This is a genomic window from Endozoicomonas ascidiicola, assembly GCF_001646945.1.
Lineage (GTDB): Bacteria > Pseudomonadota > Gammaproteobacteria > Pseudomonadales > Endozoicomonadaceae > Endozoicomonas > Endozoicomonas ascidiicola.
Window position 1 is genome coordinate 171,693 of record NZ_LUTV01000007.1, and the last position, 19,455, is coordinate 191,147.

A 19,455-nucleotide genomic window follows, 5' to 3' on the forward strand; every position below is an offset into this window, starting at 1 on the left:
AATGGGTTTTTTTCTAACCATAGAAGGCTGCGAAGGCGCTGGTAAAACCACAGCCAAAGGCGTGGTGCTGGAGTGGCTGGCCAAGGCGGGGCATGATTTTATCGAAACCCGCGAACCGGGTGGTACACCGTTGGCGGAGCAATTGAGAAGTCTGGTGCTAGCAGAACACGATGAGCGAGTGAGCGATACCACAGAGTTGTTAATGGTGTTTGCCGCACGTTGTCAAAATCTGAATGAGAATATTGAGCCGGCTTTAGCCAGTGGCAAAGTGGTGGTGTGTGATCGTTTCACCGATGCCACTTATGCCTATCAGGGTGGTGGTCGTGGTATTGATCCGTCACGCATAGCGATATTGGAACAATTAGTACAAGGCGATCGTCGTCCGGATATGACCTTGCTGCTGGATATTGAGCCTGAGTTAGGATTGGCTCGCGCCAGAGGGCGGGCAGAGCAACAGGGTGGATCACTTGATCGCATTGAGCAGGAAGCCATCGACTTCTTTTATCGGGTGCGTCAGGTTTATCTGGATCGCGCCAAACAATTTCCAGGGCAGTACGTTGTGATCAATGGTGGTGAGTCCATTGCTGAGGTACGTGAACAGATTATCCGGGCATTAAATGTACAACTGGCTGATCGCGAATAAAGGTTATTGGTCTTGAGTAAAGATAAAGCAGAAGCCGTCAGTTACTTTGCGCAGAAGCCACTGCCCTGGCAGGAAAGTCAGTGGAAGTCGCTGTTGCGCAGAATGCGATCAGATGCATTGCCTCACGCCTTGTTATTGAAAGGGGCTTTGGGTGTGGGCAAAGGTGCTTTTTCTCAGGCATTGATGTCGCGGGTTTTGTGTCATACACCTTCTGGCGGCTACGCTTGTGGTCATTGCAAAAGCTGCGACCTGTTGCAAGCGGGTACTCACCCGGATGTTTTGGTGATTGAGCCAGAGTCTTCTGGTAAGCCTATAAAAATTGACCAGATCCGACGTATTAACGAATTTGCCAGAAAAACGGCTCAGCAGGGTGGGCGACGGGTGATTATTATCGACCCGGCAGAAGCCATGAATGTGAATGCTGCCAATGCGTTGCTAAAAAGCCTTGAGGAGCCGGGCGATAATACGCTGTTTCTTCTGGTCAGTGCCCGGGCAGGGGATATGCTGGCCACCATTCGCAGTCGCTGCCAACTGGTGATGTTTCCAGTGCCAGATCTATCTCTGGCAAAGCAGTGGTTGGGTGATCATATTGCAGATGCTCAAACTATTGATCATCTGTTGTCGTTGTCCTGTGGTTCGCCGGTGCTGGCGAGAAATATGTTCGATCAGAATGTGCTTGAGCTTCGCGGGCACCTGATCAATGTTATGCCAGAGCTGTTTCGGGGTAATTTAACGCCGGTGGAACTGGCCAAAGAACAGCATACCGGTGACCTTATTTCGTTGCTTGGCTGGCTAGGCAGCTGGCTGGATGATGCTGTAAAACTGAGACTGACGGCCGATGAGAGCCTTGTCAGGAATCGTGACGTGAATCGGATGATTGGTTATCTCGCTAAAAAGGCAGATGCGCCAACACTGGTCAAAGTTCGAGATCGTATTATGCTGCAGCGGCAGCAATTGCAGGAAGGCGCTAACCTCAACAGCCAGATGCTGCTGGAAGGCGTGTTCAGTGATTATCTGGAATTGGCACTTTAAGGTTAAAGAGGAGAGGGGAGATGGGAAAAGGGATGCAGGGATTGATGTCGCTGACCATCAGGGATACGGCATCACTCTATGAAGCGTATATGCCATATGTCACCGGTGGTGGTCTTTTTGTACCCACAGCCAAGCGCTATGCCTTGGGGGACGATGTTTTTATTCGTCTGACTCTGATGGACGAAGCGGAAAAGATTCCGGTGCCGGGTAAAGTGGTGTGGATTACACCGGCGGGGGCTCAGGGTGGCCGTCAGGCGGGTGTGGGTATTCAGTTTAATGACCCTACTGATAACGTCAGAACCAAAATAGAGACGTATATTGCCGGTGCTCTGAATTCGGATCGTCCTACCAATACCATGTGATTTCGGACCCCTCTCATGCCTTGGGCTTTTATCTATTGTGGTAGAAGCTCAATTCTCCTTTATTAGTCAGTTAACCGACCGCATTTTTCATCAGGATTCACTATGTTTATTGATTCCCATTGTCACCTTGATCGTCTGGATCTCACTGCTTACAACGGTGATCTGGATCTTGCTGTGCAGGCAGCAAGAGATGCAGGTGTCAGTCGGATGCTTTGTATCGGTATTGATCTGGAAAATGCGCCAACAGTGGTTGCTCTTGCTGAACAATACGACGATGTATTTGCTTCCGTGGGGGTTCACCCTTTGGATTGCAAAGAGCTAGTGCCCGATATAGAGGTAGTGAAAAAGCTGGCTGCTCATAAAAAAGTGGTTGCGATTGGTGAGACTGGGCTTGATTACTACTACGCCGACAGTGAAGGTTTACAGGCTATTCAGCGCCAGTCGTTTATTAATCACTTACAACTGGCGTCGGAGCTGAAGCTGCCAGTGGTTGTTCATACCCGGGATGCCAGAGAGGATACCATCGACTTTATTCGAGAGTATGGCTCAGGGGAAAGTGCTGGCGTTTTGCATTGCTTTACGGAAAGTCTCGAAATGGCCACTGCTGCGCTGGACTTGGGTTACTATATTTCCATATCGGGTATTGCAACGTTTCGAAATGCGTCAGAACTAAGAGATGTTGTGAAACATCTTCCTATGGATCGTCTTTTGATAGAAACAGACTCACCCTATCTGGCGCCAGTGCCTCATCGTGGAAAGCCTAATGAGCCAAAGTTTGTTGTTGAAGTTGCTCGTTATATCGCTGAGTTGAAAGGTGTTGATGAAAGAGAGTTAGGGCGAGTGACGAGTGAGAATTTCTTTAACCTCTTCAATACTGCAGCCTAAAAATGTGTTTATGTCTTGACGTTGGTGTGCGATGTGTTGGGTGGTCAACGTGTTTCGTTGCAAGGCTTTCGAAAAATGTCCTCAGAATATGAGTGTCTGTGCAAATAAGTACTGCAGGTGAAATAACCTGTCGCTCAGTATGGCATATCCTCTCCAGTCTCTTTATAATTGCGCCACCAATTTCATCGGTGATGTTGCGAATTACGGCTCAGATACGGAATTTCCGATCATGTTTCCACTAAAGATAAGGAACATAAGTTCTAAATTGCGGTGCATGTCTATCTGATTGCCAATAGAAACCTGCTGCTTTGTGGCGGGTTTTGTTATGTCTGTACGGATGGTCAGTGGCTTTCCGGTATGACCACGCAGCAGTAGCCTTGAGAAAGGGTATAGAGATGGCACTGCTGTAGTCCCTGTCGTAATTCAGGGTTTGATATTGCCTGTAAACTCTTCTCCCATTTCTCAAGCCTACTTCTGAAGACGTCCCCCGGAATTACTCTGATTTTGTGACGCAAGTTCTATTCGTGGTTGAGCGCTTATTGAGCACACTCAATACACAGAACACCTGTCGTAAAACCCTGTATAGCAGTTCCAGTACACCGGAGAGACGGGTTACTCCTGACCTCAACTTGATTGATTAGGCGAAAGGTATGATCAAAATCAAACAGGGGCTGGATCTCCCGATCTCAGGATCGCCTGAGCAGATTATCTCGGAAGGCAGAACAGCGCGTTCTGTCGCCGTAATCGGCTCGGACTACGTAGGCATGAAGCCTACGATGGCGGTTGCTGTGGGAGATCGAGTTAAAAAAGGGCAACTGCTCTTTACCGACAAGAAAACACCGGGTATCCGGTACACCGCCTTGGCTGGCGGTACAGTTGCTGCCATAAATCGTGGCGAGAAACGGATTTTGCAGTCCGTGGTGATCGACGTAGAGTCCTCAGAAAGCGACCAGGAAGAAGAGGAAACTTTCACTTCCTATAAAACAGAAGAACTGGCTGGCTTAACGGCTGAGCAGGTTGAAGCGCTGCTGAACGAAGCCGGTCTCTGGACTGCTCTGCGCACCCGCCCTTTTAGTAAGGTGCCTGCGCTGGAGTCTCGTCCTTCTTCTATTTTTGTGACCGCGATTGATACTCATCCGCTGGCGGCAAACCCGGAAGTGGTGATTAAAGAGCACGCAGAAGCCTTTGAACAGGGTATCAATATCCTGGGCAAACTGAGCGGCGGCAAAATCTTCCTGTGTAAAGCACCGGGCGCCAGCATTCCTGCCGGTATTGCCAACAGCGAAGAGTTTGCGGGACCACACCCTGCCGGGTTGCCAAGCACGCACATCCATTTTCTGGATCCAGTGTCTGCCAGCAAAACCGTATGGCAGATTGGTTATCAGGACGTGATTGCCATCGGCAAACTGTTCACTACCGGTAAACTGTTTACGGATCGTGTTGTTGCTCTGGTCGGTCCTCAGGTTGAGAAGCCTCGTCTGGTTCGTACCCGTCTGGGTGCTAACACGGATGAAATGACAGCGGGTGAGTTGAAGTCAGGTACTAGCCGTGTAATTTCCGGTTCCGTATTTGGTGGTCGTACTGCCAGTGGTGCGTTTGCGTATCTGAGCCGCTATCACAACCAGCTGTCTGTTCTCGAAGAGAGCGATGAACGTTTGTTCCTGGGCTGGGTGAATCCAACAGTTGATCGTTTCTCCATTCTGCGAGTAATGACGTCTGGCCTGAGCAAGAGTCGTCTGTTCAACTTCTCTACCACGACTAACGGTGGTGAGCGTGCCATGGTGCCAGTGGGTAACTATGAGAAGGTGATGCCTCTGGATATTCTGGCAACGCAATTGCTGCGCGCCATTATCGTTGGCGACACTGAAGTTGCTCAAAAACTCGGCGCACTGGAGCTGGAAGAAGAAGATCTGGCTCTGTGTACTTTCGTTTGTGCAGGTAAATACGAGTACGGCCCCTTGCTGCGTGACAACCTGACCCGAATTGAGCTGGAGGGGTAATCTGTGAAGCCATTAAGAAAACTCCTTGACTCGATGGAACCCCATTTCGTCAAGGGCGGTAAATACGAAAAGTTCTACGCGCTGTTTGAAGCCGCAGACACTCTTTTCTACACGCCGCTGGATAAAACACACACCACCAGCCATGTTCGTGATGCGGTTGATCTCAAGCGCATGATGGGTATCGTTTGGTTGTGTACTTTCCCGGCCATGTTCTTCGGTATGTGGAACGTGGGTTATCAGGCGAACACCGCTATTGCCGGTGGTCTTTCTGCACCTGCAGATTGGCACGGTATGCTGATCGCCATGCTGGCAGGTAATGATCCGGCCAGTATCTGGGACAACCTGATCTACGGCGCGGTTTACTTCCTGCCTATATATGCAGTCACCTTCTTTGTGGGTGGTTTCTGGGAAGTGCTGTTTGCCATGGTGCGCAAGCACGAGGTTAACGAAGGTTTCTTCGTAACGTCGGTGTTGTTCGCCCTGATCGTTCCGCCTTCTATTCCTCTGTGGCAGGTGGCTCTGGGTATTTCCTTCGGTGTTGTTATCGGTAAGGAAGTGTTTGGCGGTACCGGTAAGAACTTCCTCAACCCGGCATTGACGGGTCGTGCATTCCTGTTCTTCGCCTACCCAGCGCAAATCTCTGGTGACCTGGTGTGGACTGCCGTTGACGGTTTTTCCGGTGCCACCATGCTGAGCATGGCGCAACAGGGCGGCGTTGAGGCACTGCAGCAGACCATGAGCTGGATGCAGGCTTTCGTCGGTGTGATGCAAGGTTCCGTAGGTGAAACTTCTACTCTGGCTATTTTTGCCGGCGGTGCGGTTCTGCTGTTTACCGGCATTGCTTCCTGGAGAATCGTTGCAGGCACCATGATCGGTATGATCGCGCTGTCTACCCTGTTCAACATGATTGGTTCTGACACCAACATGATGTTCCAGCTGCCGTGGTACTGGCACATGGTTCTGGGTGGTTTTGCCTTCGGTTTGATCTTCATGACCACTGACCCGGTATCCGCGTCCATGACCAACACCGGTCGTTGGTTCTACGGTATCCTGATCGGCATCATGGTCGTTCTGATTCGAGTGGTAAACCCTGCATACCCGGAAGGGATGATGCTGGCTATTCTGTTTGCCAACCTGTTTGCGCCGCTGATTGACCACTTTGTGGTTGAGGCCAATATCAAGCGTCGGGAGGCTCGTGCCTGATGGGAAACGATTCGATTAAAAAGACGCTGCTGGTCACGGTGGTACTGTCACTGATCTGTTCAGTGCTGGTATCTGCGGCGGCAGTGTTCCTGAAGCCGATTCAGGATCAGAACGTCAAGCTGGACGTTCAGCGTAACATTCTGGCCATTTCCGGTCTGACTCAGGACGCAAAAGCCCTGAGCGTGGATGAAGTGGCTGAACTGTACAAACAGATCAAGCCGCGTCTGGTGGATCTGAAAACCGGTAAGTTCATCACTGAAACTGCAGAAGGCAAAAACGTTGATCAATACGATCAGCGTACCGCCGCGAAAGACCCTAAAGTGTCCAAGACACTGGCTGGCAGCGAAGATGTTGCTGGCATCAAACGTCAGGCTAACGTGGCTAAAGTTTACCTGGTAGAAAAAGACGGCAAGATGGAAACACTCATCCTGCCGGTACACGGCTATGGTCTGTGGTCTACCATGTACGGTTTCCTGGCGCTGGAAAACAACCTGAACACCGTCAAGGGTTTTGGTTTCTTCGAGCAGGCAGAAACTCCTGGGCTGGGTGGCGAAGTCAGCAACCCGATCTGGAAAGCCAGGTGGAGCGGCAAAGAAATTTACGCGGCTAATGGTCAGGTTGCTCTGCAAGTGATCAAAGGCGCTGTGGATACGTCTAGCCCGAAAGCAACTAACCAGATCGATGGTCTGGCTGGCGCAACACTGACGTCTAATGGTGTCACGAACCTGATTAAATTCTGGCTGTCAGACGCTGGCTTTAAACAGTTCCTGACTAACTTGAAAGCGGGGAATGCATAATGTCTGTTAAGACCAAAGATATCCTGCTGGAACCGGTAGTAAAGAATAACCCCATTACCCTGCAGATCCTCGGTATCTGTTCGGCACTGGCGGTGACCACCAGCATGCAGGTTAGTCTGGTAATGGCGCTGGCCGTTATCGGCGTAACCACTTGTTCCAACTTTGCCGTATCCCTGATCCGCAAACAGATTCCCAACAGCATTCGTATCATCTGTCAGATGACGGTTATTGCTTCTCTGGTTATCGTGGTGGATCAGATCCTGAAAGCCTACGCCTTTGACATCTCCAAGCAGTTGTCGGTATTCGTAGGCCTGATCATTACCAACTGTATCGTTATGGGTCGTGCAGAAGCCTTCGCCATGAAGAATGGCCCGGCTATGTCGGCGCTGGACGGTTTCGGTAACGGTCTGGGTTACGGTGCGGTTCTGATGGTTGTGGCTTTCTTCCGTGAGTTGTTCGGTGCGGGCAACCTGTTCGGTATCGAAATTCTGCAAACCGTGAACAACGGTGGCTGGTATCTGCCCAACGGTTTGATGCTGCTGGCGCCTTCTGCCTTCTTCCTGATCGGTTTACTGATCTGGGCGATTCGCAGCTGGAAAGTTGACCAGGTGGAAGCGGCAGAATTCAAAATTGCCCCGAACACCAAATTCAGTGAGGCTCACTAAGTCATGGAACATTTTATTTCGCTTTTTGTGAAAGCAGTGTTCGTGGAAAACATGGCGCTGGCTTTCTTCCTGGGTATGTGTACCTTCCTGGCGGTGTCCAAGCAGGTAAAAACAGCCATGGGTCTGGGTGTGGCGGTGGTTGCAGTACTGACCATCACCGTGCCGATCAACAACGTCATCTATCAGAACATCCTGAAAGACGGTGCCCTGGTGCCCGGTGTTGATCTGAGCTTTCTCGGCCTGATCACCTACATTGGCGTTATCGCAGCACTGGTACAGATTCTGGAAATGTTTCTGGATAAGTTTGTACCTTCGCTCTACAACGCGCTCGGGGTCTTCCTGCCACTGATCACGGTAAACTGTGCCATCATGGGTGCATCCCTGTTCATGGTTCAGCGTGACTACAACTTCGGTGAGTCCGTGGTTTACGGTTTTGGTGCAGGCATGGGTTGGGCACTGGCGATTGCTGCTCTGGCGGGCATTCGTGAAAAGCTCAAGTACAGCGATGTACCTGCGGGGCTGCAAGGTCTGGGCATTACCTTCATTACAGTGGGTTTGATGTCTCTGGGCTTTCTGTCGTTCTCTGGCGTACAGCTGTAAGGGGATAGGTACGATATGGATTTAAATATTATCTATGGCGTTGCCATGTTTACCATCATCGTGCTTGCGCTGGTGCTGGTGATTCTGGCAGCCCGTTCAAAGCTGGTGAGTACCGGTGATGTAACCATCGGTATCAACGAAGACGCTGAAAAAGCAGTGACTACGTCTGCCGGCGGCAAACTGTTGAACACCCTGTCCAGCGCTGGCGTATTCCTGCCATCCGCTTGTGGCGGTGGCGGTACCTGTGCTCAGTGTAAGTGTAAGATTCTGTCCGGCGGTGGCGAAATGCTGCCAACCGAGCGCTCTCACTTTACCAAGCGTGAAGAGAAAGAAGGCTGGCGTCTGTCCTGTCAGGTGGCTGTTAAGCAGGACATGGAAATTGAAGTTGAAGAAGAACTCTTCGGCGTCAAGAAATGGGAATGTGAAGTCGTTTCCAACGAAAACCAGGCCACCTTCATCAAAGAGCTGGTACTTAAATTACCTGAAGGCGAAAACGTTAACTTCCGCGCTGGTGGTTACGTTCAGCTGGAATGTCCTCCTCACACCGTTGAGTACAAAAACTTCGATATCGAAGAAGAGTACCGAGGTGACTGGGATAAGTTTAACCAGTGGCAGTATGTGTCTACGGTGACTGAAGACACCATCCGTGCATACTCCATGGCGAACTACCCAGAAGAGAAGGGCGTGTTGAAGTTCAATATCCGTATTGCTTCACCACCTCCGGGCACTGACTTTGCGCCAGGTATTATGTCGTCCTACGTCTTTAACCTGAAGCCAGGTGACAAGATTGCTGTGTACGGTCCATTTGGTGAATTCTTTGCCAAAGATACCGACAACGAGATGATCTTTGTGGGCGGTGGTGCCGGTATGGCGCCAATGCGTTCGCACATCTTTGATCAGTTGAAGCGTTTGTCTTCCAAGCGGAAGATCTCTTTCTGGTACGGTGCACGTTCATTGCGTGAAGCGTTCTACGTAGAAGAGTTTGACAAGCTGGCAGAAGAAAACGAAAACTTCACCTGGCATCTGGCGCTGTCTGATCCACAGCCAGAAGATAACTGGACCGGCAAAACCGGCTTTATCCATCAGGTACTGTTCGATAATTACCTGAAGGATCACCCGGCTCCGGAAGACTGCGAATTCTACATGTGTGGACCACCCATGATGAACGCAGCGGTGATCAAACTGCTGGAAGACCAAGGCGTTGAGCCAGAGAACATCCTGCTGGATGACTTCGGTGGCTAATTCACGGTTGTGAATTGATCTCATAAAAAGCCGGTTATCTTTTGATACCGGCTTTTTTTGTGGAGTTTCTTAAGTCAAGCTCAACCACAGGGTAACCACTGGAAGCAGGTTTCTGTTGTTACTTGTGGTGTTTCAATGCCTGGTTTAAAAGTGTCAATGTTTCAATAGTCCGGTAACGGTGAGAAAAGAAATAGTCATCAACTTTCAGGTTACCCAAAGATACCCCTGAAGGGCCAAAAATGAGAAGGCTTCTTCGCAGGAATAACTGTGTTTAAGGAACTGTCCCAAAATAACTTCCGCTTTCTACTATCTTAACGCCGTTCGTTCTGAGTGCTGAGCTTGACGAAGCATCGAAGTCCGTTCACCCTTCAACTCTGCTCAGGGTGAACACGGGGAAGTTATTCAAGGGCAATTCCTAAAGGGTTCTTCATATCTCTGAGGCGAAGCAACTCTTTATTATCTCTCAGATCATAATCTGCATATTGTAAAACGCGGTTATCTATATCCAGTAATTGCTTGATAAAATTGATATCGCTACGCAAGTCATAACTAGAGGATTTAAAGGCTTCTGGTTTTATTTTCACCGCTGCAGTCACAAAATCCGGGGTTTTACGCAAATCTTGGCTAGCATATTCCATTGGACATTTCCCCCGACCATCCCAATGCTTTAGTGCAGTCAGCACGACCTGAGGATCGTTTTTCAATTCATCATTAACATACTCTAATATATTCCCACCGTGTTGCCTGATGACTTCTGACACAAACTGTTTATTTCCTCTGTATCGGTCACTGGCATACTCCATATTTGAAGTTCTTTGGGTGATGGCTTTACGCACATACTCCTCGTTATCTTTAAACCTGTCACCAGCAAAGTGAAAAGCAAAAGTGTGATTTTCCATTGCTGCTGAGACGATTTCCGCATCCTGTTTAAAGGCATCAGCAACATTACGCAGGTAGTATCCATGTTGACGCACCACGGCCAGCACTGCTTCCCGGTTTTGTTTCCAGTCTGCGCCTGCGTACTTAAACGCTTCGTAATCCTGCCTGAGAGCAGCTATAAATACATCCGGGTCGTTTTTTAATGCTTCGCTGGCATACTCCAGTGCGGCTCCAGTACGACTAACCACTTCAAGCACCAGAGCTTTGTCATTTTTGAGTTCATCACTGGCATAATTCAAGGCATAACTATTTGAGCGGCAGGCTGCCAAAACGACTTCACGGTCTTTTTTCAGTGCCTGACTAGCATACTTCAAATCCAAGCCATCACTGCTAACCACCGCCAGAACAACCTCTCGATCACTTTTGAATGCCTCAGGTGCATGGCTCAACCCATACCAACTATTACGTACCATAAATACATCCCGGTCATATCTTATGTCATCAGCCACGTTGCCTATGCAAACTCCAGATGCGGCTAACGCCAGAACGAACGGTTTATTGTTTTTCCATTTTTCTTCAAGCTGCCAATAGCCGCATGCTTTTTTTCGTAAAGCGGCTATCAGTAATTCCTGATCATCACTCCATTTTTTTAACCAGACATTAATGTTCGCGATTCCACTCATAGCCTGCGGATACTGTTCGATCAGTTCTAGAATGAAAGTTCGGTCATTTAATAGTCGCTCACTGATATGCTTAAATGTATCTTTTTCTCCACGAGACAGTGCATTGATTACGAGCTGCTTGTTGTCTCCCGCCGCACTGCCAGCGTACCTTATGGGGATTTCATCCTGATTCAGCCATGCCATCAGCTGGGGATAGGGCGTTAGTAATGGAAAGACGCTGTCCGAATACTGATCTACCATTGCTCTGATAAACGCACGGTATTCACTTTCTCTTCCCTGCTCTTTGAATTCTTGATAAGCGTTGAATAACAAATCGTTTGCGGTTGATAATTCCTCATCTGTTAAACGGCAAATGCATTGCTGCAACTCGTTCAATTTGTGGTATACCTTATCCAATCGGTGGTAATAAGGCTTGTTATTCACTCTAACGCTCAGAATCAGGCGAATGAAGCTTTCAATATCCCAATCGGGCTGGTTAAGTCTGGTTTCTAATGATTCAAAATTCCATTTGGGATTGTCATTAAAAGTTATGTCCAAATTTCGCATAGTTCCCAACAAAGATACGCTAAGAGCATAAAACCTCTGCATGTCTTCTTGTGACCCGATGGGTGCGTAGTCCAGGCTCAGTTTGCCCGTTGCCCGGTCAAAATTAAGGGTCATTCTGTTTCTGTCCATCCCTTCGGCAAGTAAGCCGCTAACCAGGAAGAAGCAGCGCTGATACTTTCCACTAGCATGTCCAGATGAGAAATTATCTGACAGAGTCAATTTTATTTTACGACCTTTTCCCCCTTCGGCCTGTTCAAACATCCCGACTTCACACACGTGCATCCCCAAGCGGGCATTGAGCCTGAATGCCGTCGGCAAATTGAGGATTGTGACCTCACCATCAAACGCTTTTAATGCGTCACGGATATCCGGATTAAGCAGCCCGGCATCCCCGGTGCTTATAAAATCCAGCCATTTCCCCTGATTTTTTTTATGCCCGAAACCGATCACCTTCCCCTGGCCGGAATGCTCGGCAACCGGGCCAAGGCCATCCACAAACCGTTTATGAACCAGAAAGATAAAATCATGAAGACTGTTGATTGTGGCAGCGTCTGCGGGTTGATTCAGGTCCTGCAATGTCGATTTCAATGCCTGACACTGAGCCAGCCATTCTGAATAGCCGGAAATTTTCTGTGTTTCCCTGTTATCGAGAAGCGCTGAGGAAATATCAGCAGCCATCCGCTTTATATTGGCCGTTAGAGGGTGGAGCTTGTCACGCAACACCGGCAGTTCATTCCGATAATCAACCACGGTGGTATCTTCCGTTTCTCCGGCCAGGTTCAAAAACTGTTGGTAACCTTGCAGTAGAGCGTCAGCATCTTCACAGAAATAATCCACTTCTGTCTGAAGCTGACGGGCAACTTCCGCCCTATGTCCGGACATGCTCAATAATTTACTTTGTTCCGGAGACAGGCACTGGTGAAACAGCCGGTTGGTGCTGAAATAATTGAGCAGCCTGTCATTCTGCTGGCTCAGCCAGGCAAATCCATCCTGGGGTCGCTGGAAGCTGGGATGTACCGGTTGATACTGTTTTGAACGGTTCAGGGCAGGCTCATAATCCTGACTGAGCGTGGTGCGACAGGCCAGCCATTCAGCGGCCTGATCCCCCGGCACAATACAGGCACCCTCGGTTCCCTGAAAATTGCCTGCCACTAAAGTAACCGTACTTCTGTCCTGAGGCTGTCGGTACTGCTCGCCGGCAATCAGACAGGGCTTCCCGGCCTGCCGGAGCGTGATGGCCACATGGTCATTGGTGCCACCCATGGCCAGAACAAACCCTCCCACTCTTTTAAGCACATCGGGCTCCAGCATCCAGTCTGCCCCATGGTTCGCATAAAGCACTGCGCCCTTCGGTAATGCCTCCGGTTTTGTTGGACATCCACATACACCGGTTCACCACTGCAGCATCCTTCACTGACCAGCTGCCCCATAAGCAACGGTGCTCCAGGCTGCGCTTTTGCGTAACGGTTGCCACCAGAGAGTCGGGTGACCGGTCGCACCTGCAGAATATACAGTTGGCCGTCTTGCCCTACGGCAAATTCCACATCCACCGGACAGAACAGACGATCTTCCAGTTGACGGATTATCTTGACCAATTGATCCTGTATCGCCGATGACAACGTTTCAGATTCAGCACCATTAGAAGAATAAGGAATTTTCTGCTCACTCCAGGCACCATGGCTATCTTGCTGAAGTTGGTAGATTGCCGGAATGACACCGGCTTGCCACTGGGTTTTATCTGGCGCTCCGGTTCGATCGATCCGGTATCGGTGGGGCGTCAATTCACCACTGCCAGCAACGACGGTGCGAGGCTGTCCGGGAGCGTATTCAACGTTGATGCGTTCATCCTGCAATGATGAGTGACTTAACACCACACCACCCGATGCGCAGGGAATACAGGCTTGAAGCACCATGGCCAAGGGCTGCGGCTTTCCCGATTGACAAATGGCAGGCTGATAGCCGGATGCCAGAACCTTTAAACAGGTTTTGAGAATCGGCTCTGCCCCCTGAACATGGGAGTCAAACTTACCGGCCTGGGCATCCCCGTAATCGTCTTCATGGGTGCCGGAGCTTCTGACAATTACCGATTGTTCCGGGCACTGATTTTTTAACTGCTGGTAAGACGCATTAATGGATTGAGCTGCTGCACGACTTTGGATGACCTGATAAAAGTCGTCACCGGCAATAAACTTCGCAAGCCCGGATAACCACTGTTCCCTTTTGGCTTTTTCAAAAGGGCGGAACTGTTCAATACGATTGGCAATCGCCTGAAGACTGGTGTCTGATGGTTGATCTGGTAGCTCAGGAATAAACGGTTGAATCAGGGCAACACTGAAGACTTCACTTTCGAAGCTTTTAATAAGAGCAATATCGATTGGCTGGAAAGGAGGAACCGGTAATTTCATCTCCTGCATGGTTTTCAGAAACATGCCCTTGCCACCAAATTTCTGGCGTGCCAATTCACTGACTGGCGGGTATGACTCCCATTCCATAGGCTCAGGCTTTCGTTTTTTGGCTGGGGGAGGTAAGACCTCATTAAAAGTGATGGGGTCAACGGATGAACCGTTCTGATTAAGACCTTTAGCAATATCGGATAACTGTTGAATTACCTGCGGTTTTTCGGCCTCGGTGCAATCGGTATAGCGGTTATTTTTAATAATCTCTATGCCCCGCGTCAGAATGGACTTGTCAGGGCAATTACTCAGTGCAGTCACAAACGCCTGATGACCGGTTTGCTCTTGGTATCTGAAATGGTTCAGTTTCTCTTGTAATTCTGAACCTGGTAATTTCTTTACCTTTAAGCCATTCAAAAAACGTGCAATATAGGAAGGCTTTTGTTGATACAGCTTTTCAAGCTGACTGATCAGGCTCGCAATGTTGTCTGTATTTATTGGATTCATATTCCCTTATCTTTTTGCCGCAATAATATCTTTCGTGTATCTGTATAAAAGTCGGTATGCAGCGGTAAATGAACGATTTTTAAGTAGTTAACCATTTGCTTTCGAATAAATCACTGATCGACCAGTAAGCATTACTGACATTGTGACTGCTTGAGTTAACAGTACATCGAGGCAAACACAATTAGCCATAACCTCTCTATAACTATTGCAGCACAGGTCATCAGCTGAATTAATATTCAATCGGTCAGGATTATTCGATTACATTTGATCAACTACTTAGTGCCTGAACGAAAACTACGTAATCCCAACTCTCCCATGGTCTAAGGGCAAAAACTTAACCACGAAGTTTTGTAGGAAATCGAAGATTGCTCATTTTGAAAATTTTCCAGCCCTTGGGAACTCTACATATAACGAATAAGAATTAAGAAACTTCGATGGTTATATGGGCTCTTGAAGCCTTTGATACCAAGGCGAAAGGTACTTTCCGGCTAAGAACTACTTAGCTATAAGCGTTGCTAAATAATCGTTCTAAGAAAAATTTTTTAAAGTCTTCGCAATCGCAATATCAGATGGTTACAGTTTTATGAAAGAGTGAGTGCTTGAAAGGCTATTCATTAATAGCCTTTCCATGGAATCAGCTTCTTTTCCAGATAGCGCATGAAAAGATCAAAGCTGTAGGCAATCAAACCAATAATGATAATGCCTGCAATGACGACATCAGTGACCATAAATTCAGCGGCATTAAGAACCATAAACTCAATACCGACTTCAGCCGCCACCATTTCTGACGCGACGAGCGTCGTCCAGCCAAAGCCAATACCAATTCTCAGGCCGGTCAGTATTTCAGGCATGGCGCTTTTGATAATCACATGGTAGAGCACTTGCAATTTGGTGGCGCCCATGGAGTAGGCCGCTTGAATTTGCTCACTTCTCGCTGCACTGACACCCGCTCGGGCGCTGAGAGCAATGGGGGCAAACATGGCCAGATAAATCAACGTCACCTTACTGGCTTCATCAATGCCCAGCCAGATGATAATCAAAGGCAGGTACGCCAGAGGAGGCAATGGTCGGTAGAATTCAATGATAGGGTCAAAGATGCCTCGAAACCAGACGTTGCAACCGATCATAATACCCACAGGTATCGCTGTTAATGCGGCCAGAAAGAAAGCGCCGAATACACGACCAAGGCTTGCGGTCATATGTTCAGTCAGAGGCGCACCGGCAAAACCATCATTGGCGAGATCACCCATTCGCAGAATGACATCAACCGGGGAGGGCAGAAACAGCGGTTTGATCCAGCCAAGCTCGGTGGCTATTAGCCACAGCAGCAGACAGGCAATGGTGGTCATCACAGCAATCAGCCGGCTATCACCCTGGCCTGGTTCACCGTAGTAACTGCCCGGTTTCACGGTACTGGCGATGACCCTTTGTTTTACTCGTGTCAGTAGAGGAGGCTTTTGTTCACTTGTTTGAGGTTGGCTGGTGATGGCCGAAGTGTTGATATCCATGATTAACTTACCTCTCTGAGATCGTCCTGATGAATAATGGACAGTACTTTTTCTCGCATCGCGATGAAATCCGGCTCGGATTTCACGGCTCGGGCATCTCGGGACTTTAAAAAGCGGTGATTGAAGTCCAGGTCAAATGAGTGAGTAATACGCCCCGGACGTGGTGACATAACAATCAGTCTGGAAGCCATGAACAAGGCTTCTTCCACACTGTGAGTGATAAAAAACATCATCTTGCTGGTGGCCTGCCAGGCATCCAGTAGCAGTTCCTGAAGAGTTTCTCTGGTCAATGAATCCAGGGCCCCCAAAGGCTCGTCCAGTAATAGAATGCTGGGGTCGTTCGTTAATGCCCTGGCAATACCTACCCGCTGTTGCATGCCGCCAGATAGTTGGTAGACCTTGTGATCATGAAAGTCTTCCAGCCCGACGAGTGCAAGGTATTTTGCCGCTCGCTGCCGACGTTCTTTTTTCTGGATGCCCTGCAGCTTTAATCCGAACTCAGTATTTTCAATCACATTCATCCAGGGAAACAGAGCGTTTTTCTGGAACACCACACCTCGCTCTGCGCTGGGGCCTACGATTTGATCACCAATCTCTTTCCCCATGGTAACCCTCGGGGATTCCCGTGAGGGTGGAGCTTCCCAGAGTCAGATAACCTGCCGTTGGCTGGATAAAACCAGCTATTAGATTTAACAGAGTGGTTTTGCCACAGCCCGAAGCCCCCAGAGCGACCACCAGTTCCCCCTGTTGAATATCCAGGTTGACGCCAGACAGGGCGGTGACCGGAGCGCCTCCCTGTAACCCGGGGTACTCCACAGAGACATCCCGGATTTTCAATACCTTGTTCACACTCATTATTATCTCCTGGCCTAACCCAATAGGGTTCAGGCAGTGTCGTTTAGCAATTGTTGTTCCAGATCAGTTGGTAAGGGTAAGGGCCATGTTGGCGTAAGCGGGATTAACAAACGCACTGTAGTCTTCCTGCAGGGCGTTGATTTTTTTCTCTTGCAGCAAAAACTCAGAGGTGTAGAGCAATGCTTTTGCGGCACCACCTTCCATTTCACAGCCTAACCACTGACAGGAAACCTGAGTAGGAATCGTAGGAAAATCGTAAAGTGCCATTGCTTCGACCACCTGCTCTGGTTCGCCCCCTACAACCTTATTGACGGACTTGGCAATAGGGTGGTCTTCGGAGAAAGTTACGCCAGCCTGACGATACATTTCATCAGTTTCCGCAATGATTTTGATTAGCTTGGCAACAAACTGTGGAGACTCGCTGGTGAACTCTTTGCTGGCAATGAGTCCATCAAAAGTAGGTTTACCCCAGCTGCTGAGTTCTTTGGAAGATATCAGTACGGAGCCGTCTTTCTTAATGCTGCCCAGAACCGGATCCCAGATGAAAGCGCCGTCTATATCGCCTCGTGCCCAGGCGGCATTGATTGCATTAGGCTGCATATTGACCAGTTTGACGTCTTTCTCCGTAAGGCCAAATTCCTTCAGGGCGAAGAGCATGTGATAGTGGGTTGTGGATACAAACGGCACGGCAATGCGTTTTCCTTTCAGGTCTGAAGGGGATTTGATCCCACTGCCGTCGCGCACCACCAAGGCTTCTGCTTCGGCAATGTTTTCCATAATCCACACCAGCTCCACGCCGCGGCTGACGGCCGTTGCAATAGGGCTGGAGCCTGCAACGGTAAGATCCACACTGCCTGAGGCAATGGCGGATATGGCTTTGGCGCCGGAATCAAATTTGCGCCATTTGATCTCAACGCCGGTTTCTTTTTCGACCAGTTCCTGATCAATGGCGTACTTCCAGGGGTTGAACATGCCTTGGTAGCCAATGGTGACTTCTTTAGCAAAGCTCACTCCGGATGCAATAGTCAGCCCAATGGATATTGCGGTCATACCCAATGTGCGTTTTAACGATGGACGTTTACTCATGACGGATTCCTTTTATTGTGGTTATTTCTCGTTGCACCAAGACAGTGCTTTAATGACGACGTTCGTCTTGTAATGCACCGTTTGAATACGGTGTCTTCTAATTAGTGTCTTCTAATTAGTGCCTTCAAATTAAATGGATATTTCTGCAAATGCCTGATTGAGAGTGTTCAGAATCTGCTCGACCTCTGATTGGTTAATGGTCAGAGCAGGGCTTAGGCAAAGTGTGTTATTAAACTGGGTCATTGAACGGTTCGTGCGACCAATAAGCAGGCCATATTCAGTACACAGTGATGCTACTTTTATGGTCACACTTTCATCCACAGGCTCTTTAGTGGTGCGATCTTTGACCAGTTCGATGCCAAGGAAAAGGCCTTTCCCTCGAACATCACCAATGATCGGGTATTGGTTTTTGAGGTTTTGTAATCCGGCCATCAGGATTTCACCCATGTGGCTGGCATTTTCCAGCAGGTGCTCGTCTTCCAGAATGCGAAGGTTTTCCAGAGCTGCGGCCGGGCCTGCTGTGCAACCTGCAAAAGTGCTGATATCCCGGAAGTAGTCTTCTCGCTCGCCAGGGTTTTCCTTAAACAGGTTGAAAACGGCTTCAGTAGTCACGGTGCAGGAGATAGCGGCGTACCCTGAGGCAACCCCTTTTGCCATGGTGACAATGTCCGGTTGAATACCGTAGTGCTGATAACCAAACCATGTGCCGGTTCTACCCATGTCACACACCACTTCATCAATATGGAGCAGGATGTCGTATTTACGACAAATTTCTTCTACCTTTTTCAGGTAGTTTTCTGGTGGAGGGATCACACCACCACCGGCGGTGATCGGCTCAATGACAATAGCTCCCACAGTGTCTGCTCCTTCACGGAGAACGACTTCCTCCATCGCTTCAGCGGCTCGGGTACCGTAATCATTGATATCACCGAATTGGCTGCGGTATTCACAGCAATAGGGAAACTCAACAAAACCCGGGGTAAAAGGTCCGTACTGGGAGCGGCGTTCATTTTGGCCGGTAGAGCTTAAACAGGTGATTGTCGTTCCATGATAGTCACGCTCACGGTATAGGATTTTGTATTTCTTGCCGTTGTATTTCTTATGGGCAATTTGTCGTACGATTTTGTAAGCCTTTTCATTAGCTTCAGAACCAGAGTTTGAAAAATAGACTCGTCCCATACCGGGCATTTTTTCCAGTAACCGTTTACTGAACTCTGCAGCAACCGGTGTGCCAGTTGTTGAGGCAAAGAAATTTAGCGTCTCTATCTGTTTTTTCACCGCTTCCGCTATGGACGTTCTGCCATAACCCACATTGACCGTCCAGACGCCACCAGCAGAAGCATCCAGGTACTCTTTGCCGTTAATATCCCAAACTTTAAGTCCTTCACCTTTCACCATGACGGGTGGCGCTTTATCGTCATAACTGGTGTGCTGAGTCAGATGGAACCAGATGTTCTGTCGGCTTAGTTTTGCAATATCCATTAGTGGGTTACCTTTTGTTTTGCGCTTTTTTTCAACATATGAAATTCCGGGCAGTCAGTTGTAGGTACAGATTTGATTTTTTTTCAG

The 19,455-nt window shown here is 48.9% G+C and carries 17 protein-coding genes; 10 read left to right on the forward strand and 7 right to left on the reverse strand.

The genetic code is table 11. From position 1 onward, the window contains the following. Position 1: 1 nt before the first annotated feature. From tmk to nqrF, 10 genes are all read left to right on the forward strand, one after another. Positions 2–643, forward strand: a complete 642-nt coding sequence (gene tmk / locus AKL11_RS19890; protein WP_067521038.1) for a dTMP kinase — start codon at positions 2–4, stop codon at positions 641–643. Positions 644–655: 12 nt separating this feature from the next. Further along, the gene (locus tag AKL11_RS19895; RefSeq protein ID WP_157673679.1) at positions 656–1,675 is read left to right on the forward strand and encodes a DNA polymerase III subunit delta'; all 1,020 of its coding nucleotides are present in this window, start codon (positions 656–658) and stop codon (positions 1,673–1,675) included. Positions 1,676–1,695: 20 nt separating this feature from the next. Continuing rightward, the gene (locus AKL11_RS19900) at positions 1,696–2,037 is read left to right on the forward strand and encodes a PilZ domain-containing protein (protein WP_067521042.1); all 342 of its coding nucleotides are present in this window, start codon (positions 1,696–1,698) and stop codon (positions 2,035–2,037) included. Positions 2,038–2,139: 102 nt separating this feature from the next. After that, positions 2,140–2,922, forward strand: a complete 783-nt coding sequence (locus AKL11_RS19905) for a TatD family hydrolase (protein ID WP_067521046.1) — start codon at positions 2,140–2,142, stop codon at positions 2,920–2,922. A gap of 650 nt (positions 2,923–3,572) precedes the next feature. Beyond that, a complete protein-coding gene (locus AKL11_RS19910; RefSeq protein WP_067521049.1) occupies positions 3,573–4,922 on the forward strand; it encodes a Na(+)-translocating NADH-quinone reductase subunit A in 1,350 nt (449 codons plus the stop codon). Positions 4,923–4,925: 3 nt separating this feature from the next. After that, positions 4,926–6,125: an NADH:ubiquinone reductase (Na(+)-transporting) subunit B gene (locus AKL11_RS19915; protein WP_216636553.1), complete on the forward strand. Its 1,200-nt coding sequence runs from the start codon at positions 4,926–4,928 to the stop codon at positions 6,123–6,125. Then, positions 6,125–6,922 carry a Na(+)-translocating NADH-quinone reductase subunit C gene (locus tag AKL11_RS19920; protein WP_067521055.1) on the forward strand — a complete coding sequence of 266 codons (798 nt, stop codon included), beginning with the start codon at positions 6,125–6,127 and terminating at the stop codon, positions 6,920–6,922. The genes AKL11_RS19915 and AKL11_RS19920 overlap by 1 nt, the downstream gene beginning before the upstream one ends. Then, complete coding sequence (locus AKL11_RS19925) at positions 6,922–7,587, forward strand: NADH:ubiquinone reductase (Na(+)-transporting) subunit D (RefSeq protein WP_067521059.1); 666 nt, start codon at positions 6,922–6,924, stop codon at positions 7,585–7,587. Before AKL11_RS19920 ends, AKL11_RS19925 begins: the two co-directional genes overlap by 1 nt. A 3-nt stretch (positions 7,588–7,590) precedes the next feature. Beyond that, positions 7,591–8,187 carry an NADH:ubiquinone reductase (Na(+)-transporting) subunit E gene (nqrE, locus tag AKL11_RS19930; protein ID WP_067521063.1) on the forward strand — a complete coding sequence of 199 codons (597 nt, stop codon included), beginning with the start codon at positions 7,591–7,593 and terminating at the stop codon, positions 8,185–8,187. A 15-nt stretch (positions 8,188–8,202) separates the two neighbouring features. Then, a complete protein-coding gene (nqrF, locus tag AKL11_RS19935; protein WP_067521067.1) occupies positions 8,203–9,429 on the forward strand; it encodes an NADH:ubiquinone reductase (Na(+)-transporting) subunit F in 1,227 nt (408 codons plus the stop codon). Between the two features lie 398 nt (positions 9,430–9,827). Here nqrF and AKL11_RS19940 read toward each other — a convergent pair whose 3' ends face one another. The 7 genes from AKL11_RS19940 to AKL11_RS19965 form a co-directional block, all read right to left on the reverse strand. Next, positions 9,828–12,833, reverse strand: a complete 3,006-nt coding sequence (locus tag AKL11_RS19940; RefSeq protein WP_253705262.1) for a DUF4116 domain-containing protein — start codon at positions 12,831–12,833, stop codon at positions 9,828–9,830. Beyond that, positions 12,740–14,437: a PEP/pyruvate-binding domain-containing protein gene (locus tag AKL11_RS19945; protein WP_067521075.1), complete on the reverse strand. Its 1,698-nt coding sequence runs from the start codon at positions 14,435–14,437 to the stop codon at positions 12,740–12,742. Before AKL11_RS19945 ends, AKL11_RS19940 begins: the two co-directional genes overlap by 94 nt. A gap of 614 nt (positions 14,438–15,051) precedes the next feature. Next, the gene (locus AKL11_RS19950; RefSeq protein ID WP_095210559.1) at positions 15,052–15,945 is read right to left on the reverse strand and encodes an ABC transporter permease subunit; all 894 of its coding nucleotides are present in this window, start codon (positions 15,943–15,945) and stop codon (positions 15,052–15,054) included. Positions 15,946–15,947: 2 nt separating this feature from the next. Further along, a complete protein-coding gene (locus AKL11_RS19955; protein WP_366556867.1) occupies positions 15,948–16,550 on the reverse strand; it encodes an ATP-binding cassette domain-containing protein in 603 nt (200 codons plus the stop codon). Continuing rightward, the gene (locus AKL11_RS26710; RefSeq protein WP_366556868.1) at positions 16,531–16,800 is read right to left on the reverse strand and encodes an ATP-binding cassette domain-containing protein; all 270 of its coding nucleotides are present in this window, start codon (positions 16,798–16,800) and stop codon (positions 16,531–16,533) included. The genes AKL11_RS19955 and AKL11_RS26710 overlap by 20 nt, the downstream gene beginning before the upstream one ends. Positions 16,801–16,863: 63 nt before the next feature. Next, on the reverse strand, positions 16,864–17,886 hold the full coding sequence (gene tauA, locus AKL11_RS19960) for a taurine ABC transporter substrate-binding protein (RefSeq protein ID WP_067521078.1): 1,023 nt from the start codon (positions 17,884–17,886) through the stop codon (positions 16,864–16,866). 129 nt (positions 17,887–18,015) lie between these two features. Continuing rightward, on the reverse strand, positions 18,016–19,368 hold the full coding sequence (locus AKL11_RS19965) for an aminotransferase family protein (RefSeq protein WP_067521082.1): 1,353 nt from the start codon (positions 19,366–19,368) through the stop codon (positions 18,016–18,018). Positions 19,369–19,455 lie beyond the last annotated feature (87 nt).